This is a genomic window from Streptomyces sp. A0642 (genome assembly GCF_004795105.1).
Taxonomy (GTDB): Bacteria; Actinomycetota; Actinomycetes; order Streptomycetales; family Streptomycetaceae; genus Streptomyces.
Window position 1 is genome coordinate 56547 of the sequence record NZ_SSBL01000007.1, and the last position, 24858, is coordinate 81404.

A 24858-nucleotide genomic window follows, 5' to 3' on the forward strand; every position below is an offset into this window, starting at 1 on the left:
GTATTCCCATCGGGTTCCGGGGCATCCGGTGTGTTCTCCGCGAGGGCTGCTGCTGGGGCCGGTCATGGGTATCTCCCGGTGGGCATGGTCCGAACCGCGGCCGGGCCGCGCTCGGGCGGTTCCCGACCGGAGGCGGGGCATCGGTTCGCGAGCTCGGAGTGGCGCACGGGCCGCGCCGGCACAGGCGGCCGACGGGCCCCGGCCCTCCGCCCCCAGGGCCGCGACTTCCCGGCGGATCCCCCCAGATTCTCCCCAGCAGCTCAACGGCATGAGAGGGCGGTCGGAGCAACCCACTCCGACCGCCCTCTCACGGGGGCTCTCGGGACACGTGTACCCGGCTAGGGGGTCGTCACCGTGGGCCGGGGCGCCTTCGCCATCCCGCTGCCGATGAAGAAGCTCGGGTGCGGGGGCTGGTTGTACGCGGTGTTCTGCCAGGCCAGCGCCGTGCGGTAGGCGGTGTCGTGGAGCAGGGTGGTGATCTTCGTGCCGGTTTCGTACGGCGTGGAGTAGATCCGCAGCGCGGTGTTGTCCGTGGTCGCCCAGACCACTTCCTCGCGCCAGTCGCCGAACAGGTCGCCCGAGAGGGCGGGGGTGGCCTTGGTCCCGTTGTTCGAGTGGACCGACGCCCCGGTCAGCTGCCGGGTGTCGCCGGAGGTGCCGAACTTGTCGATGTGGGTGCCATCGAGGAGTTCCCGCGTGGTGTCGCCGTCCCACCAGGACAGGAAGTTGGTGCTGGACGGCTTGCGGCTCGCGACGACGGTCCCCTTCGGGTCGCGTACCCCGTCGGCCGCGGACGACCAGGACTCGGCGCCGGCGCTGCCGGACCATATGTCGTCGCTGACGCCGCGTCCGTTGTCGCCGTCGGCCGGCGTCGTCCAGAGGAGCCGGCCGGTCCTCGCGTCCGCCATCCATGACGAGGGTTTGGAGCCGTCCTCGTCGACCTTGAACTCCTCGAGGCCGGCGCGGGACGGGTCCAGGTCGCCGACGTGCATGGCGTCGCCGTGGCCGTTCTTCGTGGTCCACAGGGCGTTGCCGTTGTCGTCGACGGCCATGGAACCGTAGACGATCTCGTCCTTGCCGTCGGCGTCCACGTCGGCGACCGACAGCTGGTGGTTGCCCTGGCCGTCGTACCCCTTGCCGGAGTTGGTCGAACTGTTGGTGTCGAAGGTCCAGCGCCGGGTGAACGCCCCGTTGCGCCAGTCCCAGGCGGCGATCACGGTACGCGTGTAGTAGCCGCGGGCCATGATCAGCGAGGGCCGGGAGCCGTCGAGGTAGGCGGTGCCGGCGAGGAAGCGGTCGACGCGGTTGCCGTAGCTGTCGCCCCAGGACGAGACGGTGCCGCGCGCGGGGACGTAGTCGACGGTGCCCATGGCGGCTCCCGTCTGCCCGTTGAACATGGTCAGGTATTCGGGGCCGGACAGGATGTAGCCGGACGCGTTGCGGTGGTCGGCCGACGCACTGCCGATCACCGTGCCCCTTCCGTCGACGCTGCCGTCCGCGGTCTTCATCGCGACCTCGGTCTTGCCGTCGCCGTCGTAGTCGTACACCTGGAACTGCGTGTAGTGCGCGCCCGAGCGGATGTTGCGGCCCAGGTCGACGCGCCACAGCCGGGTGCCGTCGAGCTTGATCCCGTCGACGATCGTGTTGCCCGTGTACCCGGACTGGGAGTTGTCCTTGGCGTTGGTGGGCTGCCACTTCAGTACGAAGTCGAGCGCCCCGTCCCCGTCGAGATCGCCGACGGACGCGTCGTTGGCCTCGTAGGTGTAGGCGACGCCGTCCGGGGTCGTGCCGCCGGCGGGCGGGCTGAGGGGCACGTCCTTGTAACCGCTGCGGAACTGGATGGCGTGCACCGAGTCGCCCTGCTCGACGCCGCCGACGATCGCGCGCACCGTGTAGTCGGCCGAGTTCGGGGCCCCGGCGTGGAAGTAGTTCGTCGAGCCCGTGACCGGTGAGGCGTTGACCCTGGTGCCCGCCCGGTACACGTTGAAGGACACGTCGTCGGCGTCGGTGGCGAGCCAGCGCCAGCTGATCAGGTTGCCCGCGTCGGTGTGGACGCTGACGACGCCCCGGTCCAGAGCCTCGGCCTGGCGTGCGGTCGCGGCCTGGGACGTCTGTCCGGTGACGATCAGTCCGGCGGCGGCCAGCAGGCCCGCCGTGACGGCGCCGAGCACGGTCCGGGTACGGGTGGTGCGGCGTCTGCGGGGGGAACGGGGATGCTCAGGAGCCACGGGGTGTGCCTTCCGGAGTGGGGGTGTCGGGTACACCTCAGTGCCCGCCCGGCCCGGAAAGGTTGCCGTCCCCGCCCACCGGATGTGAGCCGGTCCGCACGAACCGGCTTCACCCGTCTGCCCCGGCGCGGTGGCGGGCCGGGCGGAGGGTGCGCAGGCTGTCCGCAGAGCTGCCGATGCGCAGGGATGGCGGAGCCAGATGCTGGGGGTGCGACGTGCCGGACGCCGGTGCACCGGGCCCAGGGACGCCCCTGCCCGACGGGATGGCGGGCGCACTCCTGGACACACTGTTCAGTCAGTCCGCGGTGGGACTGCACGTCCTGGACACGGAACTGCGGGTGGTGCGCGTCAACGCGCTGTCGGACTCGGTCCCCACGGACCGGATCGTGGGGCTGCACTTCACCGAGGCGTACCGGCTCGAGGACCCCGAGGAGGCCGAGCGGCTGCTGCGCGGGGTTCTGGAGAGCGGAAGCCCCGTTCTGAACCAGATGATCCGAGGGCGGCTCGCGGGTGCGCCCGGGCCCGGCCGCAGTCTGACGGTGACCCTCCACCGCTTGGACGATGCCTCCGGACGGCCGCTCGGGCTGCTGGCGGCGGTGGTCGACGTCAACGAGCGGGTGAAGGCCCAGGCCAGGTCGAAGTGTCTGGAGTCCGTGCGCAAGGAGGTCGGCCGCTCACTCGACGTGGCGACGACCTGCGAAGGGCTCGTGGCGGCCCTGGTGCCGCAGTTCGCCCAGTTCGCCGTGGTCGAGATGGTCGACGAGGTCCTGAGAGGGGCGGAACCGCCGCTCAGTCCGCTGAAACCCGATGTGCCCCTGCGCCGTGCCGCCGTGCGGGGGACGGAGTCGGACGACCTGGTCGGCGAGTTGCGGCGGCTGCCCGAGCACACCCCCTTCGCGCTCGCCGTCACCGATCTCCGCCCCCGCCTCATCGCACTGGACCGGAACACCCCCTGGCTCGGCACGGACCCCGCCACGGCACGGCTGACCGAGACGACGGGCGCCCACTCGCTGATCGTGGTTCCGCTGAAACTGCACGGCGGCGTACTCGGGCTGGTGAGCCTCTACCGGAACCAGGACGCCGAACCGTACGACGCCTACGACCTCACCCTCGCGGTGACCGCCGCCGCCCACGCCGCCCTCAGTATCGAGAACGCGCTCCGCTACGCCCGTGACCATGTGATCGCGTCGACCGTCCAGCGTCGGCTGCTGCCGCAGGACGACCGTCTCCGGATCGCCGTCGAGACCGCACATGTGCTGCTTCCCGGACACAACAGCGGCTGCTGGTTCGACACGATCGGTCTGTCCGGTGCGCGAACGGCGCTGGTCATCGGCAACGTGGCGGGGCAGGGACTCCAGACCGCCATCACCATGGGCCAGCTCCGGACGGTCATCCACGCTCTGGCGGGCCTGGACCTGCAGCCCGACGAGGTCCTGGCCCGGCTCAACGAGACGGCCGACCGGCTCGCCCTGGAACGCAGGTCCCTGCCGCCGGGCGACTCGCTGCACCACCAGACATTGACGGCGACGTGCCTGTACGCGGTCTACGACCCGTTCACCCGCACCTGCACGATGGCGCGGGCGGGGCATCCGGCTCCCGTCGCGGTCGCTCCGGACGGCCGCCCGGTCCCCGTGGACGTACCCGAGGGACCGCCGCTGTTCTCCGAGGACAGCGCCCCGTTCGCCACCGCGACCGTCGAACTGGAAGAGGGCAGTGTGCTCGCCTTCCTCACGGAAGCGCTGCTGTCCGCCGACCGGTCGGTGGCCGGGGTGCAGGACGCCCTCGCCCGTCCGGACCGGCCCCTGAAGGAGCTGTGCGACGCCGTCGTCTACCACCTGCCCGCCGAAACGCACCCGGACGGCGCCGCCCTCCTGCTCGCCAGGACGGGTGTGGTGCCGCCCGACCGGGTCGCGACCTGGGAGCTGACCCATGACCGGACCACGCCGGCCATGGCCCGCACCCTGGTCCGCGACCGGCTCGAGGGCTGGAACCTCGGCGAGGACACGATCGAGGCGACGGAACTGATCGTGAGCGAGCTGATCACCAACGCGGTCCGCTACGGAACCCCGCCCCTGCGGCTGCGGCTCCTGCTCGACCGCAGCCTCACCTGCGAGGTCCACGACACCAGCCCGGTGGTACCGCACCTGCGGCACGCCCGCACCGTCGACGAGGGCGGCCGGGGCTTGTTCATCGTCTCCCAGCTCGCCACGCACTGGGGCACCCGGTACGGCGCCGGCGGGAAGGCCCTGTGGACCGAGCAGGAGATCCCGGCCGACGACGCCCCCTGACGGCCCGGCACGGGGACATGGGTGCGGCGCACCACGGCGGTCGGGCCGTGGTGCGCCGCGTCCGGGGCGGCGGCAGCCGCCCCGGGTTCAGAGGACGGCCGCCGACGGATCAGCGGTGGCCACCGTAGCGGTGGCCCCAGGACTTGGAATCGACCTTGTAGCCGTACGCGTCCCGCAGGGTCGCCGTGTCGCTGTTGTCCCAGACGTAGCGGCGGAGGTCCTGGTAGACGTCGGTCCGGCTGTCACGGCCGGCGCCGGTGTGCACCCGCACCGAGGAACGGCCGGGCAGGCGCAGGTCGAACCGGTAGGTGCGGTGGCTCTCGTCGCGGAGGGTCCAGCCGCGCAGGTTGACCGCGTGGCGGCCGGTGTTGGTGACGGTGACCCACTCGCCGTTCAGGCTCCGGTTCGAGCCGTTGTCGCGACCGGGGCTGTTGTACTGGATCTTGCCCAGAACGACGGCCGACCGCACGGCGTGACCGTGACCGCGGTCGCGGCCGTCGCCGTGGTCGTGGCCGCGGTCGTGACCGCGTCCGTGGTCGTGACCGCGTCCGTGGTCGTGACCGCGTCCGTGGCTGTGGTCGCGGTCGTGACCGCGTCCGTGGTCGTGGTCGTCCGCGACCGCCGGAAGGGCGGCAGCGGCGACAAGGGCGCCGGCGGCGAGAACGGCAGCGGTGATCCGTCGTGCGGAACGGGACATGAAGACCCCTCAAGTGCGGGCCCGGGCCGTGCGGTCCGGGCGTTGTTCGGCCCCGGAGTGATACCGGGAAGGCAAACTTTGAACTAGTTGCCGGGTGGACGGGCCGCGCCCCGGTACGTGTGACGAAGTACGGACATTTCTGTCACGGGCGACTGTAGGCGGCATGTACCCAGACCTCCGGGTACCTGTCAATTCCTGCCTGCTGCATCCACCCGCCCGGCACCCGGTTGACGGCCACCGACGCGCGACCGCGCCCCCGCCCGGGCCACCCTGCGCCACCCCCCTGCAGCCTGTAACAGCCCCGGCCCAGCCGGAGGCGAACGGCCGTTCCATTACCCATGGAAAGCGGAACGGGCGTTCCCTCGGTCAGTGGCCGGATCAAGTGATTGCGCCGCTCGGCCACGCATGGTTGAGTGACGCACGAAGCTATGAATCGAGGTTCAGATCATCATGGCCTACCGGTCCACCCCTCGCACCGAGGCGACCCGGCTCGCCCACCGGGAGCGGCTGCTGGACGCCGCACGGCAACTGCTCGCCGAGGGCGGTTACGCCGCGGCGAGCATCGCCGCGCTCGCCGACCGTGCCGGAGTCGCCACCGGCAGCGTCTACAACCACTTCACCTCCAAGCAGGAACTGCTGGCCGCGGTCTTCCGCCATGTCGCCGGTCACGAACTGGACGCGGTGCGGGAGGCGGTGCGGGCGGGAAGCGGGGCGGCGCAGCAGGTGCGGGCACTGGTCGAGGTGTTCTCGTACCGGGCGCTGCGCACGCCGCGCACGGCGTGGGCGCTGCTGGCCGAGCCGGTCGATCCGCTCGTCGAGCAGGAACGGCTGACGTATCGGCGGGGGTACCACGCGCTGGCCGAATCCGTCGTCGCGGCAGGCGTGGCCACGGGTGAGCTGCCCGAGCAGAACCCCCGGCTCTCGGCGGCCGCCGTCATCGGGGCGGTCAGCGAGGCGCTGCTCGGCCCGCTCTCCCCCGTCGGCGAGCGCACCGACCCCGGGCCGGTGGTGGACGGCATCACGGCGCTGTGCCTCCGCGCGGTCGGAGCCCCCGCCGGCTGACCCGGCCGGACCGCCCCGCCTGCGCGCCGCATGTCCCGAACCCTCAGACAGGAGCCCCGAGATGACCGCCACCGCACCTCCGGCCGGCCCGGCCACGCCCTTTGCGGCGCCGCACGGCACGCACGAGGTCTCCAACCAGGCGCCGCCCCGCGCGGGCCTCGACGAGTACGGCGCCAACGCACCCCTGGTCGAGGCCGTCGCCGCGTTCGGTGCGGAGTGGCACGGGAAGGAGCTGCACGGGATCGGCGGGCTGGTCGGCTCGGAGACGTTCCAGCGCGACGCCGAACTCGCCCACACCTCCCCGCCCGTGCTGCGCACCCACGACCGGTACGGCAACCGGATCGACGAGATCGAGTTCCATCCCGCGTATCACCAGGTCATCGGCGCGGCCGTGGGCCACGGCGCGCACACGGCGGGCTGGGCCGACCCCAGGCCCGGCGCCGCCGTCGCACGGGCGGCGACCTTCATGCTCTTCGCCCAGATCGAACCGGGTCACGCCTGTCCGATGTCCATGTCGCATGCCGTGGTCCCGGTCCTGCAGCGCGACCCCGAGGTGGGCCGGGAGTGGCTGCCCGGCCTGCTGAGCCGCGTCTACGACCCGCGGCCGATCGCCCCGGCCGGCAAGGCCGGCCTGACCTTCGGCATGGGGATGACGGAGAAGCAGGGCGGCTCCGACGTGCGTGCCAACACGACCCGGGCCGTCCCGGTGGCGTCCGACGCGGACGGCCGGGCGCATCTTCTGACGGGTCACAAGTGGTTCTTCTCCGCCCCGCAGTCGGACGCCTTCCTCGTCCTCGCGCAGGCGGAGGCGGGCCTCGGCTGTTTCCTGGTCCCCCGGGTGCTGCCCGACGGGAGACGCAACACCCTCCGCGTCCAGCGGCTGAAGAACAAGCTCGGCAACAAGTCGAACGCCTCCGCCGAGGTCGAGTTCGACGGCACCTGGGCCGTACGGGTCGGAGAGCCCGGCCGGGGCGTGCCCACGATCATCGAGATGGTCAACCACACCCGTCTTGACTGCGTGCTCGGCACCACGGCGGGCATGCGCCAGTCGGTGTCCGAGGCGATCTGGCACGCACGCCACCGCAGCGCGTTCGGCGCACGTCTCGCCGACCAGCCGGCCATGACCGCGGTCCTGGCGGACCTCGCGCTGGAGACGGAGGCGGCGACCTGGACGTCGATGCGGCTGGCCCATGCCTACGAGGCGGACGGCGGCGAGCAGGAGGTGCTGTTCCGGCGGCTGGCCACCGCGGTCTCGAAGTACTGGATCTGCAAGCGGGGCCCGCAGCACGCCTACGAGGCGCTGGAGTGCCTCGGCGGCAACGGCTACACGGAGGACTGGCCCCTGGCCCGCCGTTACCGCGAGCAGCCGGTGATGGCCGTGTGGGAGGGCTCGGGCAACGTCATCGCCCTCGACGTGCTGCGCGGGATCGCCCGGAGCCCGCAGTCCCTCGAGGCGTTCTGGGCCGAGCTGGACGGCACGTCCGGGGTCAGCGCCGTGCTGGACGCGCACATCGGCCGGGTCCGGCGGGATCTCGCCGACGACCTGCGCGACCCGGTGGCGGCGCAGACGCGGGCGCGGGCCACGGTCGAGGGCATGGCGCTGGCGCTGCAGGCCTCACTGATGCTGCGTCACGCGCCGGCGCCGATGGCCGAGGCCTTCGTGGCGGCCCGGCTGGGCGAGGCGCGTGGTCACCAGTACGGGGTTCTGCCGCGGGGCACGGACGCGGCGGCTGTGGTGGCGCGGCACTGCGGCGAGAGCTGAGGCGTCGGGCGGGGCCGGTGCCGGTCGGACGGCGCCGCCGCCCGGTCCTGTCCGCGTCCCGCCCGTCACACGCGGACAGGCCGCCCCTGGTCCGCGGGCCCCGGCGGGCGCCTCCCGGACCAGCCGAGCAGGACCACGGAGCAGACGGCGGCGAACGCGCACCAGGTGGAGATGAACTCCAGGCGCCACAGCGCCGCGCAGACGGCGGCCCCGCCCGCGACCAGCACGCCGAGCCACACCAGCAACCGGTCGCCGGACAGCAGCAGTGCTCCGACGGTGGCCACGAGGTAGCCCGCCACCAGCAGTCCGGGGTGCGGCAGGTCGAGGACGTACCCGAGTGTGTGCCCCCTGATCCGCGCCGTCACGGGCCGGGTGGCCAGGCTGTACGCGAGCGCCGCCGAGGTGGCGGCCCCCACCGCCGACGGCAGCACGAGCCGGCGCCGGGCCTGTGACGGGGCCGCGCACAGCACACCGAGCGGCACCCACAGCGCCAGCACCGGCAGGGCGATGACCGCCCGGGCCACAGTCACCGGGCCGGTGCCGCCATCCGCCCGCCAGACCACGGACTCGATGATCTGGTGCGCCCCCAGGAGCAGCGGCAGCGCCGCGAGCGGCAGGTCCCGGAGCCTGCGGGTGCGTGCCGCACAGGCCGCGCCGGTCGCCGCGATCGCCGTGCCCGCGACGAGGTCCGCGGTCGCACTCCAGCACATGGCGTCACCCGGGGGTCTCTCGTACGGGCGGCCGGATTCCGCCGCGGCCGCTCCCTCTGTCACGCTACGGGCCGCCAGGCCGCCGCCGGCCTATGACACTCCGACTTCTTGACCGGTCCATGCCGTTGACGTACCGTCACCGCTGTTCTCATACAAGAACTCGGTTCACCATGCGGAACATCACGGGACGTCGTTCCGATGGTCGAGGGATTGCCTACCACCGCACCAAACCACTCATTGGTGCCTGCGGAGGACACCGCAGGCGGTGAAAGGAACACCCAGTGCGTACCAGAAATCAGCATGCCAGACGTAGAGGCGGCCGGGCAGCCGCCGCGTTCGTCGCCATAGCCTCGCTCGTTCTCGCGGGGCTCACGGCACTCTTCGCGACCGGTTCGGCAACGGCGGCCCCCGCAGCCGGCTCGTACAGCCTGTCGAACGCGGCGAGCGGATTGTGTCTGGAGGTCCCCGGCGCGGCAACCTCCGACGGCGTCCAGCTCGCCCAGCGGTCCTGCAGCGGAGCCGCGCACCAGACCTGGCAGCTCAAGGCCTCCGGCAGCGGCTTCACCCTGGCCGCCGCGCACAGCGCCAAGTGCGCCGGGGTCCGTGGCGCCTCGACGAGTGCGGGCAAGGCCGTGGAGCAGCAGAGCTGCACCGGCGGTGCCGGCCAGGTGTGGACGCTCACCCCGGTCAGCGGCAGCACGTACCAGGTCGTCAACGCCAACGGCGGCAAGTGCCTGAACGTCAAGGACGGCTCGACCGCGGCCGGCGCCCTCGTCCAGCAGAACTCCTGCGACTCGGTGACCAGCAAGCGCTGGACGTTCACCCCGGCCGGGTCGACGCCGACCGACCCGCCCACGGATCCGCCGACCGACCCGCCCACCGACCCGGGCTCGCCGCCCGCCTGGCCGACGGCCACCAGCAGCCAGGCCGTCTCCGCGACGATGAAGGTCTCCGGCACCTACGACGGCGGTCTGAAGCGCTTCTACGGGAGCGGCGACCTGGGCAGTGACGGACAGGACGAGAACCAGCCGGCCCTGATCGAGCTCGCGGACGGCGCCACGCTGCAAAACGTCATCCTCGGCTCCCCCGCCGCGGACGGTGTGCACTGCCTGGGCGCCTGCACGCTGAAGAACGTGTGGTGGGAGGACGTGGGCGAGGACGCCGCCACCTTCCTCGGCGGCTCCTCCTCGCTGGTGCGCACGATCGACGGCGGCGGCGCGAAGCTGGCGCAGGACAAGGTGTTCCAGCACAACGGCGGAGGCACCCTGATCATCAAGAACTTCCAGGTCCGGGACTTCGGCAAGCTCTACCGTTCGTGCGGGAACTGCTCGACCCAGTACGGCCGCCACGTACAGGTGCAGAACGTCTGGGTCACCGCGCCCGGTGACGGTCTCGTCGGGATCAACCCCAACTACGGGGACACGGCCCGCCTCTCCGGCGTGACGATCTACGGAGACGGCGACCGCGACATCGACGTCTGCACCAAGTACAAGGGCGTGACGAGCGGCGAGCCCACCAAGACGGGCACCGGCCCGGACAGCACGAACTGCCTGTACGCCCCGTCCGACATCACCTATGCCGACTGATCACCGGTGACGCACCGGTCCGCCCGTCCCGGTCACCGGGGCGGGCGGACCCGCGGCGGCGCGGCTTCCGGGCCGAGCCGCTCCGCCCTTTCAGGCCGTCGCGTCCGACCAGGCGTACGGGGGCGGCACGGGCCCGGCCCCGGGGCCCGCACCGGCCCGGCCCAGTTCCTGGTCGGCCACACTCATCAGCTGTCCCGCGACATCGCGCATCGCGCGGCTCGCCGCCAGCTCGTCGCCGATGGCGGGCACGTCCGGATCCTGCGGACTGCACCGGGCGACCCCGTGGCCGGTGAGTTTCGCGGTACCGGTGTCCAGCACCGCCTCCGCCTTCGTCGTCCCGTCGTCCTCCGACAGATCGACGCGGACCGTCCACTCCATCGTGCGGTTCATGGGGCACCTCCCGGCCCGCACCGGCAGGCGGACGCCCGCCGCCGTACGGGTCAGTTTCCAGCATCCACCCAACCGGCCCCGCACGCCCGTTCCGGCTCGTCCTGCGCGGATCCCCGGACCGAAATAGGATGCGGGGAGACCACGCCCGCAGCAGCCGGGCCTCGGCCCCTGTCCTGCGGGCCGACAAGCGTCGGCCTCCCGGGCCGGCCCGCCGCGACGGATCCCGTGGCGCGGACGGCCACCACCTGCCCTGCGGAGCGGCCCATGAACCGGCGTCGTCCTCCCCGCCCGGCCAGTTCCGAGGAGCTGCTCACCACCCTCCAGCACCTCACCTCGCGGGCGCGCCGTGAGGTGGAGCTGCACCAGGCACGGGTGGAGCTGGCCGAGGCGCTGCAGCGCGAGATGCTCCCCTCCGCCCTGCCCGGCCTGCCCGGCCTGCGGACCGCCGCCCGGTACGCGCCCGCCCGCAGCGGCCTGGACATCGGCGGCGACTGGTACGACGGGTTCCGGCTGCCGGACGGATCGCTGGCCTTCGCCATCGGGGACGTACAGGGACACGACGTCGAGGCGGCCGCCTTCATGGGCCAGGTCCGGATCGCGATGCGCGCGCTCGCGGTCACCGCGACGGATCCGGGCGAGGTGGTGCGCCGGACCAACGATCTGCTGCTCTCCGTCGACTCCGGCCTGCTGGCCACCTGCACCTTCGTCCGGCTCGATCCGTGGACCCGGGAACTCCAGAGCGCCCGCGCCGGTCATGTGGGCGCGGTCTGGGCCACGGCCGACGGGCAGGCGGGCATCACCGACGACGAGGGCGGTCTGCCGCTGGGGATCCAGAGCGGTGAGGAGTACCCGGTCACCACCCGGCGGCTGACGGCCGGCGGGGCCTTCGTCCTGCTCACCGACGGGGTGGTCGAAGGGCCCTCGTACGCCATCGACGAGGGGATGGACGCCATCCTGGGCCTGGTGCGCTCGCATGTCGGCCTGGACGCGGACGAGCTGGCCGACGCGGTCCTGGGCACGGCGGAACGCACCGGACACGAGGACGACGCCGCCGTACTGGTCCTGCGGCACGAACCGTCTCTCGCCCCCGAATGAGACCGGGCGGACCGGCGCGTGTCACGCGGCGGCCTCCCCTCACGGCAGGTGTCTCATGAGAACCGTGATCCACAGCGAGAAGAACCGGCGCAGGGCCCTGGCCCTCCTGCGCGTCCTGGGCGTCGCCGGTGCCTACTACGCGGCCGCGTGTCTGGGCCTGCTGCGCCAGGTGGGCGTCCACGGTGCGGTGGTGACGCCGCTGTGGCCGCCGACCGGAATCGCCCTGGGCGCCCTGCTGTACATGGGGCTGCGCGTCTGGCCCGGGATCCCGCTCGGCTCCCTCCTCGTCATCACCACCCTCAGCGGCTCGGTGACGGCGTCCACCGCGCTCGTCGTGGCGGGCAACACGCTCGCGCCCGTCTGCGCCTTCCTGCTGCTGCGCAGGGTCGGCTTCCGTATGGAGCTGGGCCGGCTCCGCGACGGCGCCGCCCTGGTCTTCCTGGGCGCGATGACCGGCATGATCATCAGCGCGACCACGGGAACCGCCGTGCTGGTGGCCGACGGCAAGCTGCCGGCGAGCGGGTTCTGGCCGGTCTGGTCGGCCTGGTGGTCCGGGGACGTGATGGGCGTGCTCGTGGTCGTCCCGCTGCTGCTGGTCCTGCGCAGGCTGCGGATGCCGCGGCTCACCGACCGGTGGGCGGAGGGGGGCGCGCTGCTGCTCGTCGCGGTCGTGGGCGCGCTGCTCGCGACCCGGAGCTCGCTGTCGATGCTCTATCTGGTGTTCCCGATCCTCGTCTGGGCCGCGCTGCGCTTCCAGCTCGCGGGCAGCGCGCCGTGCGCCCTGCTGGTGTCCGTCCTGGCGGTGGTCGCGGGGACGGACCGCGTGGGCCCCTTCGCCGGTCACACCATGCTCCAGGTCATGGTGAACCTCACGGTCCTGAACGGGGCGGTCGCCCTGACCGCGCTCCTGCTGGCCGCTCTCGTCGCCGAGCAGCAGAGCGTCCGCCACCGGATCGAGCGCGCCTGTGAGGAGCTGGCCGAGCTGGTGGACGAACTCGCCCCGGAGAGATCGGCGGCCGCGTGGCCACCCCGGTCCCGGGGCGGACACGAGAGCCGCCGAACCTCGCGAGGCGCCCCGGACCTCCGGGATCACCGTCGGAAGTGACGGTCCAGGAAGTCGTTGCGGAAGGCGCCCGCCGGGTCGTAGCGGGCCATCAGCTTCTCGAAGTCCTGGTACTGCCCGTACAGCGTGCGCAGGACGTCGGGGGATGTGCCGAAGACCTTGCCCCAGTGCGGGCGGGCGCCGAACGGGGCCAGCGCCTCCTCGATCTCCGCGAGCACCGGGGCGACGGCGTCCCCGTCCGGGACCCAGGTGAAGTGGAAGGCCACCGAGTCGCGGCCGGACGCGGGACTCAGCCACAGGTCGTCGCCCGCCACGGTGCGGATCTCGGAGACCTGCAGCACCGGGGAGATCCGGTCCCGCAGACGGGCCACCGCTTCGTACGCGGCAGCGGCGTCCTCCCGCGCCACGAAGTACTCGGACTGCAGCTCGTCGCCGTTGCTGGGGGTGAACTCCAGCCGGAAGTGCGGCAGCCTCTGGTTCCAGGGGCCGGGCACACCTTCCTGACGGGTGCAGTTCCCGGCCGGCACACCGGGGATCGGGTGGCGCGGACCGTCGGCGAGCCGTGCGCCGAGCCACTCGGCGGGCGCCTCCCGCGTGCCCTCGTCGCCCACCCGCTGCTTGAGCCACACCTGTCCGACCGGTCCCGGCCGCCAGTCGGTGAAGACACTGACGCTGTACGCGGCCGACATCACCTCGTCGAACCGGCCGGTCAGCACGGACTCGGGCAGGTCCTCGTAGACCCACTGCCGCACGTCGAAGGCCGGCACCAGGTCCAGCGTCAGCCGGGTCACCACGCCCAGGGCGCCCATGGCCACCACCGCGCCCGGGAAGTCCGCGTCGCCGCGGCGCAGGGTGAGTGTCCCGCCGTCCGCCGTCACCAGGTCCATGGCCCGGACGGCCCCCGCGAGGGAGCGGTTCCCGACACCGGAGCCGTGGGTTCCGGTCGCACAGGCGCCGGCCACCGAGATGTGCGGCAGCGAGCCCAGATTGTGCAGCGCGAACCCGTTGTCGTTCAGCTCACCCGCGAACTCGCCGAAGCGCAGTCCCGCACTGACCGTGACCGCCTGCGCCTTCCGGTCGATGTCGACCACCCGCGGCAGTCCGGCCACCGAGACGAGGTCGCCCGTGGTGTCGGCGACCGTGTTGAAGGAGTGCCGGGTGCCCAGGGCCCGCACCGTGGTGGAGGCGGCTACCGTCTCGCGCAGTTCCGCCTCGGACCGGGGTATGCACACGCGGCGCGCCCCGAACGTGATGTTGCCGGCCCAGTTCGTCTCCGCAGGGGTCACCGTGCGTTCCTCTTTCGCTCCCGCCGCGGGCACTCCCCCGGCACCGCATTCTCCCAGACCTCGGGAGCGGAGGGGCAGGAGTGCAGATCGTGACGATCCGCCCTGGCCCCCGCACCGCGGCCGGCCCGGCAGCCGTACATATCCGCACACGGCCACATACCCGTACGTCCCAAATACCAACAGCCGCCCACAGAACCTGAGATCCCGTGCGGAAGGGGACGAGTTCCGGGTCACTGCCACTGGTCTGAACTTCACGGGAACTCCAGCGAAATGCCACGTGTGTGGATATCGTGCACCGAGCGAGGGCGCATCCGTCAGTCCACAGGATCGGCGGATGCGCCCCGTTTGTGGCAATGCGACTGTGACTGGGGGGTTCATGGGGCATGTCGAGCTACCCGAATCCGAGATAACAAGGCCCGTGGGACTGGCGGGGAGACCGCGCCCACGGACCGCTTCACACCGGCCTCGCCGCCAGGAGTTCGACCGCCTGCGGCAGGCCCCGACCGTACAGCGCGACCGTTCCGCCCGGCCCGGGCCGAAGCACGGCCCCGGCCGGTATCTGCCGCTCGTCGCCGGCTTCGACGTCGTCGGCCTGGGGATTCCCGCCTGGTTCGTCCTGCGCACCGACGGACAGCCCAGGGCCCTGGCCGGCGCGGCCGTCGCCGCGATGGTGTGGTCCGGCGTCCGGGCCGCGCGCGGCCGGTACGCGGCACGGAACCCGGGCCGGCCGGCGGGGGCGGTGGCCGCCGCCGGGGACTGGCTGCTGCTCATCGGACTGCTGGCGGTCCTGTGGACCGCCGCCGACACCACCGTCGATCCGGCGGCGGCCGTCGTGGCGCTGGTTCCCGGCCTGCTGGCGACGGCGGCGCTCTCCGGAGCGCGGCGAATACCGCGGCCCGGGGGGCGCCGGACCGTCCGCCGCGTACTGGTGGTCGGCGAGTCCGCGGGCGTGGAACGGGCGGTGCGGCTGCTCTCCTCACGGTCGGACCACGCCTATCTCGTGGTGGGGGTGGTGCCCGTGGGGACGGCGAGCCTGACCTGTGACGTCCCGGTGCCGGGGCGGCTCGCCTCGGAGCCGGCCGACGACGACGCCTCGACGGTGCTGGGCGCGGCCTTCGCGTACGAGGCGGACCTGGCGCTGGTGGTGCCGGGGCCGCAGCTCGCCGAGGAGCGGTTACGGCGGCTGTCCTGGGGGCTGCACGACGGCGGGCTCGCCCTGTCGGTGCTGTCGCACCTGTCGGAGGTCACCGAGCGCCGGGTCCGTCCCTCGTCGGCCGCCGGGCTGACCCTGCTGCACATAGTGCCGCCGCTGCGGCACGGTCCGCAGCAGGCCCTCAAGGCCGCGGTGGACCGCACGGGCGCCGCTCTCGGCCTGATCGCACTGGCCCCGCTGCTGGTGACGATCGCGCTCCTGGTCCGCCTCACCTCGGCCGGGCCGGTCTTCCACCGGCAGATCCGGCAGGGGCAGCACAACCGGCCGTTCACCATGTGGAAGTTCCGCACGATGGTGGTGGACGCCGAGCAGCACAAGGCGCAGCTGGTGGCGTCCAACGAGAACGACGGCCGGATGTTCAAGATGCGCCGGGACCCCCGGGTGACCCGTGTCGGCCGGCTGCTGCGCCGCTCGTCCCTGGACGAACTCCCGCAAATGTTCAACGTGTTGAGGGGTGACATGTCCCTGGTCGGCCCCCGGCCGCCGTTGCCGGACGAGGTGTCCTGCTACGACGAGCGCGAGCTGAGGCGGCTCGCGGTCAGGCCGGGGCTGACCGGCCTCTGGCAGGTCAGCGGGCGGTCCGACCTGTCGTGGCAGGAGACCGTGGCGCTGGACCTGTGGTACGTCGACAACTGGTCGGTGGCCACGGACATGGGACTCATGGCCCGTACGCTGCGTGCCGTCACCGACGGCCGCGGGGCGTACTGAGAGCGGACGGGACCGGATGAGGGAGAGGGAAGCGGGCCGGGTGGAGGGTCGCGTGGTCGCGGCCGTCCACCCGGCGCCGGGGGCGGGCCCCGGTGACCGGTCAGACCTGTGCGCCCTGCTGTTCCAGCCACCAGGCGTAGGTCCGCGCGATGCCGTCGCGCAGGGGGATCTGCGGCTTGAAACCGAGGGAGGAGAGCCGGGACACGTCCAAGAGCTTGCGCGGCGTGCCGTCCGGCTTGGCCGTGTCCCAGTCGACCCTGCCCTGATAACCGGTCACCTCGGCCACCGTCAGGGCGAGTTCGCGGATCGTCAGGTCCTCGCCGGAGCCGACGTTGACGGGCGCGTCGCCGTCGTACCGCTCCAGCAGCAGCACACAGGCGGCGGCCAGGTCGTCGACGTGCAGGAATTCGCGGCGCGGGCTGCCCGAACCCCAGAGCGTGAGCGCCGGGGCGTCGTTCAGGCGCGCCTCATGGAAGCGGCGGATCAGGGCGGGCAGGACGTGCGAGGTCTCCAGGTCGAAGTTGTCGCCCGGTCCGTAGAGATTGGTGGGCATGGCGCTGATGTACGAGGCGCCGTACTGGCGGCGGTAGGACTGGGTCTGCACGATTCCGGCGATCTTCGCGAGGGCGTATGCCTCGTTGGTCGGCTCCAGCGGGCCGGTGAGCAGCGCGGACTCGGGAATGGGCTGGGGGGCCAGCTTCGGATAGATGCAGGACGAGCCGAGGAAGAGCAGCCGCTCGGTCCCGGCGGAGTGGGCGCCCGCGATCACGCTCAGCTGAATGCGCAGGTTCTCCTCGATGAACTGCACGGGATACGTGCTGTTGGCCATGATCCCGCCGACCTTGGCCGCGGCCAGCACCACGGCGTCGGGGCGCACGTCGCGCAGGAAGGCCCCGGTCCGCTCGGCATCGCGCAGATCGAGCCGGTCGCGCCCGCGGGTGATCACTTCATGGCCGTCCGAGGTCAGGCGGCGCACCAGCGCCGAGCCCACCAGACCGCGGTGGCCGGCGACGAACACGCGGGCACCGGGGCGTAGCAGGGTCGGGGCGGATTCCTGGGAGGGGCCGGGGAGTTCAGTCGTCATGGCTCGGATTGTGCCAGCAGTTGTATGACGCGGTGATGTTTTGCCGCAGATCGCTCAAACTCTGAAATTTCGGCGTGAAAGACCGCCTCACAGGCGGCCACAAGAGGGGGAATCGTGGCGAAGACCGCGCTCATCACCGGCGTGACCGGACAGGACGGCTCGTATCTGTCGGAGCTGCTGCTCCAGAAGGGATACATCGTCCACGGCCTCATACGCCGTTCGTCCAGTTTCAACACGGAGCGGATCGACCACATCTATCAGGGGCCCGAGGAGGAGAACCGCTCGTTCGTGCTGCACCACGCCGATCTCTCCGACGGGGTCGCCCTGGTGAACCTGTTGCGTGACATCCGGCCCGACGAGGTCTACAACCTCGGTGCCCAGTCGCATGTCCGGGTCTCCTTCGACGCACCCCTCTACACGGGTGACGTCACCGGTCTCGGCACGATCCGGCTGCTGGAGGCCGTGCGCGCCAGCGGCATCGACACCCGGGTGTACCAGGCGTCCTCCTCGGAGATGTTCGGCGCCAACCCGCCTCCGCAGAACGAGCACACCCCGTTCCATCCCCGCAGCCCGTACAGCGTCGCCAAGGTCTACTCGTACTGGGCGACCGTCAACTACCGTGAGGCGTACGGCATGTTCGCGGTCAACGGGATCCTGTTCAACCACGAGTCGCCGCGCCGGGGGGAGACCTTCGTGACCCGGAAGATCACCCGCGGGGTGGCGCGGATCAAGGCGGGTCTGCAGACGCATCTGCACCTGGGGAACCTGGACGCCGTGCGTGACTGGGGGTACGCCCCCGAGTACGTCGACGCGATGTGGCGGATGCTCCAGTGCGACACCCCGGACGACTACGTGGTGGCGACCGGGGAGGGCGTCAGCGTGCGCCAGTTCCTGGAGTACGCCTTCGAGCACGCCGGTCTCGACTGGCGCGAGCACGTCCGCTACGACGCGAAGTACGAGCGCCCCAGCGAGGTCGACGCGCTGATCGGGGACGCGTCGAAGGCCGCGGAACTGCTGGGCTGGAAGCCCGCCGTGAAGTCGCAGGAGCTGGCCCGGATCATGGTCGACGCCGATGTGCGCCTGCTCACCGACCAGCTGTCCGGGGCGGCCGTGCGGGTGGACCGATGAGGGGGCCCCGACGTCTCAGACGCGGCCGGAGCGGCGTGTTCGCCGCCGTCCTCGCCCTGGCGGCCGGGGTCCTGACCGCTTCCGCGGTGACCGCTCCCCCGGCCGAGGCCCTCACCGAGCCGGTCGGCTTCACGGCCGACCACCTCTCCACGTACCAGACGAACGGCATCGTCTGGTCGCTCGCCGAGGCGAACGGGGTCGTCTACGCCGGCGGCACGTTCACCAACGTCCGCCCGGCGGGCTCCCCCGCCGGCAGCAACACCACGCCGGCGGTCAACTTCGCCGCGTTCAACGCGGCCACCGGAGCGCCCACGGGGTGCTCGCTCTCCTTCACCCGCTCCAGCGGCACCGCGACGGTACGGGCGCTCGCCGTCTCCCCCGACAAGTCCACCCTGTACGCCGGGGGTTACTTCAACGCGGTCAACGGGACGGCCGCCAACGGGCTGGTCGCGATCAACACCGCCACCTGCGCCCGGCGTCCCGGCTTCTCCCCCGACTTCGGAGCGACCGTGCGGGCACTCGACGTCGCGGCGAGCGGCACGGTGTACGCGGGCGGCGACTTCCAGAGCGTCAACGGGCAGACCCGGCGCTTCTTCGGCGCGGTCACGGCCACCGGTGCGCTGACGGCCTGGAACCCCGACGCCGACGATCCCGGCCGGACGCTGAAGGTCACCCCGGACGGGCAGAGCGTGCTGATCGGAGGGGACTTCTCCACCGTGGGCGGCGCGAACTCGCACGCACTCGCGGTGACCGCCGCGGGGACGGGCGCGCTGACCCGGGCGTACCCGAACAACTTCATCCCGCCGACCGCGGTGATCAAGGACATCGTCACGGACAGCGCGTCCGGAGGCTGGTACGCCGGCGGCGAGGGGGCCGGCGCAGCCTCGTTCGACGGGCGGCTCGCGATGGACCTCGCCACGTTCGACCAGCGCTGGCGGGACACCTGCCAGGGGGCCACGCAGGCGCTGCGGGTCTACCGGGGGGTGCTGTACGCGGGCAGCCACGTCCACGACTGCTCGACCATGGGCGGCTTCCCCAACCAGGTGCGCAAGCACCTGACCGCGCAGGCCGTCGGCGATCCGGCGATGCTGGGCTGGCTGCCGGACACCAACGACGGCATCGGCGAACCGGTCGGGCCGCGCGCGCTGACCGTGTCGTCGCGCGACGGACGCGATTTCCTCTGGGTGGGCGGCGAGTTCACCACGGTCAACGGGGTCGCGCAGCAGGCGCTGACCCGGTTCGCCGACTCCCCGGACACCGGGGCGCCCTCCGCGCCGGTGGTCAGCGTCTCCGCGCCCCGGCCGGGCGAGGTGCGGGTGACCTGGCGCTCGAGCCTGGATCTCGACGACAGCCGGCTCACCTACCGGGTGTACCGCAACGGCGGGTCGGCGCCCGTCCACACGACGACGGGTTCCTCGCTGTTCTTCAGCCGGCCACAGCTGACCTTCACCGACACCGACGTGGTGGCGGGCCGCAGCTACGCCTACCGGGTCACCGCGAGCGACGGCACGAACACCAGCGCGCTCTCCGCCAACGTCTCGGTCACCGCCTCGGGTTCGGCCAGTCCGTACGCGGAGCGGGTGCTCGCCGACGGGGCCGGGCTGTACTGGCGGTACGACGAGGCGGGAGGCGCGTTCGCCTCCGACGCCTCCGACAGCGACGACGGCGGGGTGTACGCGAACGCCCCCGCGTACCGCTCGACGCCCGCCGCGGTTTCCGGCTCCTCGGCGCTCTCCCTCAACGGCACCGACGAGTACGTCTACAGCGACCGGCTGCACCGCTACACCTCGCCGAGCCCGTACTCGATCGAGACGTGGTTCCGCACGGCCACGAACCGGGGCGGGCGCATCGTCGGTTTCGGCAGCAACATCGGCACCGCCCAGGGGCACACCAGCGGAATCTCCGACAAGATCCTCTACCTCACCGACAACGGGCGGCTCGCCTTCGGCGTCCAGTCCAGCAGCTCCAGCACCCGGCCGACGATCACCTCGTCCGCGTCGTACAACGACGACACCTGGCACCACGCCGTCGCCACGCAGGGCCCGTCCGGCATGCGCCTGTACGTGGACGGAACGCAGGTCGGCGCCAACGCCGCCACGGGCAACCGCTCGTACAACGGATACTGGCGGGTCGGCGGGGACGCCATGAGCACCGCCTGGCCGAACCGTCCGACCAGCACCTACTTCGCGGGACAGGTGGACGAGACGGCGGTCTACCCCTCGGCGCTGACCGCCGCCCAGGTGGCCGCGCACCACGACCTGGCGGACACCCCGTCCGGCCCGGGGGACACCACCCTCACGCTGACGCCGACGGAGGACGCGTACGTCAACGGCGTGGCCGCGAACACGAACTACGACGACACCCAGCTCGCCTCCCGGGGCTCCACGCCGTACATCGGCTATCTCCGCTTCGCCCTGCCCGCCGCCCCGGCCGGGCAGGAGCTCAAGAGCGCCCGGCTCACCTTCCGCACCTCGTCGGATTCCACGGCGGGTTCGGCCGAACCCCACACACTCGTGCCGGTCACCGGCACGTGGACCGAGTCGGCGGTCACCTACAACACCCGCCCGTCGCTCGCCGCGACGGTGCTGGGGACCATCTCCGGCGCAACCGCCGTCTCCACCGACTACTCGGTGGAGCTGAACGCGCCGGCGCTGGGCGGGGCCCTGGGCTCCGCCTACTCACTCGCCCTCACCAGCAGCGGAACGGACAGTCTCCGCGTCTGGTCGGGCGAGGTCGCAACCGCGGCCTACCGGCCGCAGCTCGTTCTCACCTTCGGAGCTGAATGATGAACGCAAGTACGGGGCGCAGGCCCGGCGCACGCGGCCGCACGCGTGCGGCGGCCGCCGCGCTCTGCCTCCTCGCCGGGGCCCTGAGCGCCGCCGCCGCCGGGAGCTCCCCGGCAGCGGCGCTCACCCCGCCGGTCTCGCTGACCGCGGACGACCTGTCGACCTGGCAGACCAACGGCATCGTCTGGTCGATGGCCGCATCGGCCGACGGGGTGGTCTACGCGGGCGGCACCTTCTCCACCGTCCGGCCGCCGGACGCGGCGGCCGGAACGTCGGAACAGCCCGCGGTGAACTTCGCCGCGTTCGACGCCGCGACCGGTGCGCCGACGGGGTGCAGCCTGTCGTTCACCCTCTCCTCCGGAACCGCGACCGTGCGGTCCCTCGTCCTGTCGCCGGACGGTGACACCCTCTACGCGGGCGGACAGTTCGGAGCGGTCAACGGGGTCGGGGTCAGCAACATCGCGGCCGTGGACACGGCCACGTGCACTCCGCGTCAGGACTTCAAGGTCGCCGTCTCGGCGACCGTGCGGGCGATCGACGTCACCGACGACACGGTGTACTTCGGCGGTGACTTCAACAGCGTCGAGGGGCAGACCCGCAACAAGTTCGCCGCAGTGACCACCGGCGGCCAGCTCAAGCCGTTCACCGCGAACACGGACGAAGTCGGGCGGGCCGTGGAGGTCACGCCCGACGGCCTGCACGTGGTGATCGGGGGCGACTTCTTCACCGTCAACGGGACGGCCTCCCACGCGCTGGCCGTGGTGAACGCCACCACGGGCGCCCTGGACAAGAGCTATCCGGGATTCATTCCGAACACCTCGACGGTGCAGGACCTGACCTCGGACGCCACCCAGTTCTACACCGCCAACGAAGGCACCGGCGGAGGCGTCTTCGACGGCCGGATCGCGCTCGACCTGTCCACGTTCTCCCAGGTCTGGCGGGACACCTGCCTCGGTGCCACCCAGGCGCTCCTGGTGCACGACGGCGTGCTGTACAGCGGAAGTCACGCCCATGACTGTGCGTCCATGGGCGAGTTCCCCGACCAGCCGCGCAAGCATCTGCTGGCCCAGGCGGTCGACAACCCCAAGCTGCTGCCGTGGTTCCCGGACACCAATGACGGCATCGGGGAGCCGGTCGGCCCGCGGGTGATGGCGCAGACGGACAAGGGCGGTCACCACTACCTGTGGGTGGGCGGCGAGTTCACCACCGTCAACGGCGCCGGGCAGCAGGGGCTGACCCGGTTCGCCGACGGGCCCGACACGGGGGCGCCCTGGGTGCCCAACGCCAGCGTCTCCACGGTCCGCACGGGCGAGGTGGACGTGAACTGGCAGACCAGCTTCGACACGGACGACGGGGAGCTGACGTACCGGATCTACAAGGACGGCGCGAGCACTCCCGTGCACACCGTGACCGGTTCCTCGCTGTTCTGGGACCGACCGCAGCTGACGTGGACCGACCGGGAGGTGGCGCCCGGTGAGACGCACACGTACCGGATCAGCGCGAGCGACGGCACCAACACCAGCGCCAAGTCCCCGGCGGTGACGGCGGTCGTGGCGTCCGCGGCGGAGGCCTACCCCGCCCGGGTGATCGCCGACGGCGCATCGCTGTACTGGCGCTACGACGAGCCCGGCTCGACGTTCGCCGGGGATGCCTCCGGCGGCCTGGACAACGGCTTCGTGCGCAACGCGCCGGCCTACCGGCAGACTCCGGCCGCGATCGCCGGCGGATCGACCGCCATGGGCTTCAACGGCACGGACGAGTACGTCTACAGCAACAGGCGGCACGCGCAGCCGACGACGTTCTCCGTGGAGACCTGGATCAAGACCACGACCACCAAGGGAGGGAAGATCATCGGCTTCGGCAATCTGACCATGCAGAACAGCGGTCAGTACGACAAGCACGTCTACATGCGCAACGACGGGCGGCTGATGTTCGGGGTCCACAGCGGTGGCACCCGGACGGTGACCACCCTCGCCCCGTACAACGACGGTGAATGGCACCACGTGGTCGCCACGCAGGGCTCGGGCGGCATGGCGCTGTACGTCGACGGGCAGCTCCGCGCCTCCAACCCGTTCTACACGGGCAACGAGAGCTACCAGGGCTACTGGCGGATCGGCGGGGACAACCTCTCCGGCTGGCCGAACCGTCCGACGAGCAACTTCTTCGCCGGGCAGATCGACGAGACGGCGGTCTACCCGACCGCGCTGAGCAGTTCGAAGGTCGCCGCCCACTACGCACTGAGGACGGGTGGATGAGGTATCCGTTCCTGGCCGGCGCCGTCGTCATCATGACGGCGGCGCTGGCCGCCTGCGGCTCGTCCTCCGACGGGGGCGGGCAGAAGGCGTCCGGCGCGGGTGCCACGGCCTCGCCGGGCGCGGTGGCGCCCCGGGGGACCGCGTCAGAAGGCCCGTCACCCGCCGGTCCGAAGACGTCCCCGGCCAGTGAGCCGCCGAAGATTCCCAGTGACGACCTCACGCCGGCCACCGGCACGTTCACCAAGAAGCAGAAGGAGTTCCTCGTCGACCGGGTCCCCAAGGGCATGGACCCCGCCGCCGTGCTCCAGACCGGGCAGGCGACCTGCGACCGGCTGACGTATCTCGTCAAGGTGGACCGGGACACGGCCGTCGGCGCGATCGTCACCGGTGAGATCGCGGACGCGGCGCCCGCCGTCGGGCACCTGTGCACCCAGCACCAGGCGCTGGTGGACCGGGCGGCCGGGGGCTACGCCGACGGCACCCACGAGGGCGGGCGGCTGCGGCCGGGACGCTACCGCGACGTCAGCCCCACCAAGAACTGCAGCTGGCAGGTCACGGGCGCGAACGGCAAGGACCTGGTGTCGGGCTCGTCCGACGACGGGAAGAGAACCGTCATCACCATTCCGCAGGCGGCCCGCGCCTTCACCTCCACAGGCTGCTACGCCTGGCTGCCCGAAGGAGACAACGGATGAGCAGACTGCCGATAGCCGTGGCGATCCCCACGAAGAACGAGGGGCTCAACATCGCCGAGGCGGTGAAGTCGGTCCTCGGCCACTTCGAGGCGGTCGTCGTCGTCGACTCGCACAGCACCGACGACACGGCGAAGATCGCCGCGGAGTGCGGGGCCGAGGTCGTCATGTACACCTGGGACGGCGGACATCCCAGGAAGAAGCAGTGGTGCCTGGAGAACGTCCGCACGGACCTGGACTGGATCCTGCTCCTCGACGGGGACGAACGGCTGAGTCCCGGGCTGCTGGCCGAGCTGAGGGAGGTCTTCGCGGACCCGGAGGCGCCGCGGCCCGCGGCGTACGACATTCCGCTGGGGTACTGGTTCTCCGGGAAGCGGCTGCGGCACGGGTACACCATCCGCAAGCGTTCGCTGACCGACCGCACCCGGTGCCACTATCCGGAGGTGGGCGATCTCGACGCACCGGGCATCGGCGAGGTGGAGGGCCACTACCAGCCGGTCGCGGAGAGCGCGGGCTCGCTCCGCAACCCGATCGAGCACCAGGACCTCGACCCGGTGACCGCCTGGTTCGAGCGGCACAACCGGTACTCGGACTGGGAGGCGTGGCTGGAGCAGCATCCCGACGTCAAGGAGCAGGTGCGCAAGGTCAAGTCACGTCAGGGACAGCTGTTCCACAAGGCGCCGTTCAAACCGCTGGTGTCCTTCGCGTACATGTACGTGTACCGGCGGGGCTTCCTCGACGGGCGGGCGGGGCTCGACTTCGCGCTGGCCATGAGCTTCTACCGGTGGCAGATCGCTCTCAAGTCGCGGGAGCGGCCCACGCCATGAG

General features: G+C 71.9%; 18 protein-coding genes. 12 read left to right on the forward strand and 6 right to left on the reverse strand.

The genetic code is table 11. The features are described 5' to 3' along the window. Window positions 1–338: 338 nt before the first annotated feature. Window positions 339–2228, reverse strand: coding sequence for a rhamnogalacturonan lyase (locus E6R60_RS15755; protein ID WP_136327180.1), 1890 nt, complete (start codon window positions 2226–2228; stop codon window positions 339–341). A 263-nt stretch (window positions 2229–2491) separates the two neighbouring features. Here E6R60_RS15755 and E6R60_RS15760 point away from each other — a divergent pair, with 263 nt between their 5' ends. Further along, window positions 2492–4516: a SpoIIE family protein phosphatase gene (locus E6R60_RS15760; RefSeq protein WP_136327181.1), complete on the forward strand. Its 2025-nt coding sequence runs from the start codon at window positions 2492–2494 to the stop codon at window positions 4514–4516. Between the two features lie 109 nt (window positions 4517–4625). Here E6R60_RS15760 and E6R60_RS15765 read toward each other — a convergent pair whose 3' ends face one another. Next, window positions 4626–5213, reverse strand: a complete 588-nt coding sequence (locus tag E6R60_RS15765; RefSeq protein ID WP_136327182.1) for a lamin tail domain-containing protein — start codon at window positions 5211–5213, stop codon at window positions 4626–4628. Between the two features lie 450 nt (window positions 5214–5663). Here E6R60_RS15765 and E6R60_RS15770 point away from each other — a divergent pair, with 450 nt between their 5' ends. Together E6R60_RS15770 and E6R60_RS15775 are read left to right on the forward strand one after the other, a co-directional pair. Continuing rightward, a complete protein-coding gene (locus E6R60_RS15770) occupies window positions 5664–6275 on the forward strand; it encodes a TetR/AcrR family transcriptional regulator (protein WP_136327183.1) in 612 nt (203 codons plus the stop codon). 61 nt (window positions 6276–6336) lie between these two features. After that, window positions 6337–8037 (forward strand): acyl-CoA dehydrogenase family protein, encoded by a 1701-nt coding sequence (locus E6R60_RS15775; RefSeq protein ID WP_136327184.1) that lies wholly within the window; start codon window positions 6337–6339, stop codon window positions 8035–8037. Window positions 8038–8102: 65 nt separating this feature from the next. Here the strand turns inward: E6R60_RS15775 and E6R60_RS15780 are convergent, their stop codons facing one another. Then, window positions 8103–8747, reverse strand: a complete 645-nt coding sequence (locus tag E6R60_RS15780) for a DUF6629 family protein (protein ID WP_136327185.1) — start codon at window positions 8745–8747, stop codon at window positions 8103–8105. A 281-nt stretch (window positions 8748–9028) separates the two neighbouring features. On the opposite strand from E6R60_RS15780, the gene E6R60_RS37960 reads away from it, so the two are divergent. Next, a complete protein-coding gene (locus tag E6R60_RS37960; protein WP_346766071.1) occupies window positions 9029–10333 on the forward strand; it encodes a pectate lyase in 1305 nt (434 codons plus the stop codon). 90 nt (window positions 10334–10423) lie between these two features. Here E6R60_RS37960 and E6R60_RS15790 read toward each other — a convergent pair whose 3' ends face one another. Next, on the reverse strand, window positions 10424–10723 hold the full coding sequence (locus E6R60_RS15790) for a DUF1876 domain-containing protein (RefSeq protein ID WP_136327186.1): 300 nt from the start codon (window positions 10721–10723) through the stop codon (window positions 10424–10426). A gap of 264 nt (window positions 10724–10987) precedes the next feature. On the opposite strand from E6R60_RS15790, the gene E6R60_RS15795 reads away from it, so the two are divergent. Continuing rightward, on the forward strand, window positions 10988–11818 hold the full coding sequence (locus E6R60_RS15795) for a PP2C family protein-serine/threonine phosphatase (RefSeq protein WP_136327187.1): 831 nt from the start codon (window positions 10988–10990) through the stop codon (window positions 11816–11818). A 64-nt stretch (window positions 11819–11882) separates the two neighbouring features. Beyond that, window positions 11883–12923, forward strand: a complete 1041-nt coding sequence (locus E6R60_RS15800) for an MASE1 domain-containing protein (RefSeq protein ID WP_136327340.1) — start codon at window positions 11883–11885, stop codon at window positions 12921–12923. Here the strand turns inward: E6R60_RS15800 and E6R60_RS15805 are convergent. Then, entirely contained in the window at window positions 12908–14167 is a 1260-nt protein-coding gene (locus E6R60_RS15805) for an FAD-binding protein (protein ID WP_136327188.1), read from the reverse strand. The two genes, E6R60_RS15800 and E6R60_RS15805, sit on opposite strands and share 16 nt — an antisense overlap. A gap of 418 nt (window positions 14168–14585) precedes the next feature. Here E6R60_RS15805 and E6R60_RS15810 point away from each other — a divergent pair, with 418 nt between their 5' ends. Continuing rightward, window positions 14586–16088: a sugar transferase gene (locus tag E6R60_RS15810; RefSeq protein WP_136327189.1), complete on the forward strand. Its 1503-nt coding sequence runs from the start codon at window positions 14586–14588 to the stop codon at window positions 16086–16088. 100 nt (window positions 16089–16188) lie between these two features. Here E6R60_RS15810 and E6R60_RS15815 read toward each other — a convergent pair whose 3' ends face one another. After that, the gene (locus tag E6R60_RS15815; RefSeq protein WP_136327190.1) at window positions 16189–17172 is read right to left on the reverse strand and encodes a GDP-L-fucose synthase; all 984 of its coding nucleotides are present in this window, start codon (window positions 17170–17172) and stop codon (window positions 16189–16191) included. 114 nt (window positions 17173–17286) lie between these two features. On the opposite strand from E6R60_RS15815, the gene gmd reads away from it, so the two are divergent. The 5 genes from gmd to E6R60_RS15840 are packed head-to-tail and all read left to right on the forward strand — an operon-like array spanning window position 17287 to window position 24857. Next, entirely contained in the window at window positions 17287–18300 is a 1014-nt protein-coding gene (gene gmd / locus E6R60_RS15820; RefSeq protein ID WP_136327191.1) for a GDP-mannose 4,6-dehydratase, read from the forward strand. Beyond that, on the forward strand, window positions 18297–21086 hold the full coding sequence (locus E6R60_RS15825; RefSeq protein ID WP_136327192.1) for a LamG-like jellyroll fold domain-containing protein: 2790 nt from the start codon (window positions 18297–18299) through the stop codon (window positions 21084–21086). Before gmd ends, E6R60_RS15825 begins: the two co-directional genes overlap by 4 nt. Next, entirely contained in the window at window positions 21083–23341 is a 2259-nt protein-coding gene (locus tag E6R60_RS15830; RefSeq protein WP_136327193.1) for a LamG domain-containing protein, read from the forward strand. Before E6R60_RS15825 ends, E6R60_RS15830 begins: the two co-directional genes overlap by 4 nt. Then, entirely contained in the window at window positions 23338–24033 is a 696-nt protein-coding gene (locus E6R60_RS15835; protein WP_136327194.1) for a hypothetical protein, read from the forward strand. Before E6R60_RS15830 ends, E6R60_RS15835 begins: the two co-directional genes overlap by 4 nt. Beyond that, window positions 24030–24857 carry a glycosyltransferase family 2 protein gene (locus E6R60_RS15840; protein WP_136327195.1) on the forward strand — a complete coding sequence of 276 codons (828 nt, stop codon included), beginning with the start codon at window positions 24030–24032 and terminating at the stop codon, window positions 24855–24857. Before E6R60_RS15835 ends, E6R60_RS15840 begins: the two co-directional genes overlap by 4 nt. Window position 24858: the final 1 nt, after the last annotated feature.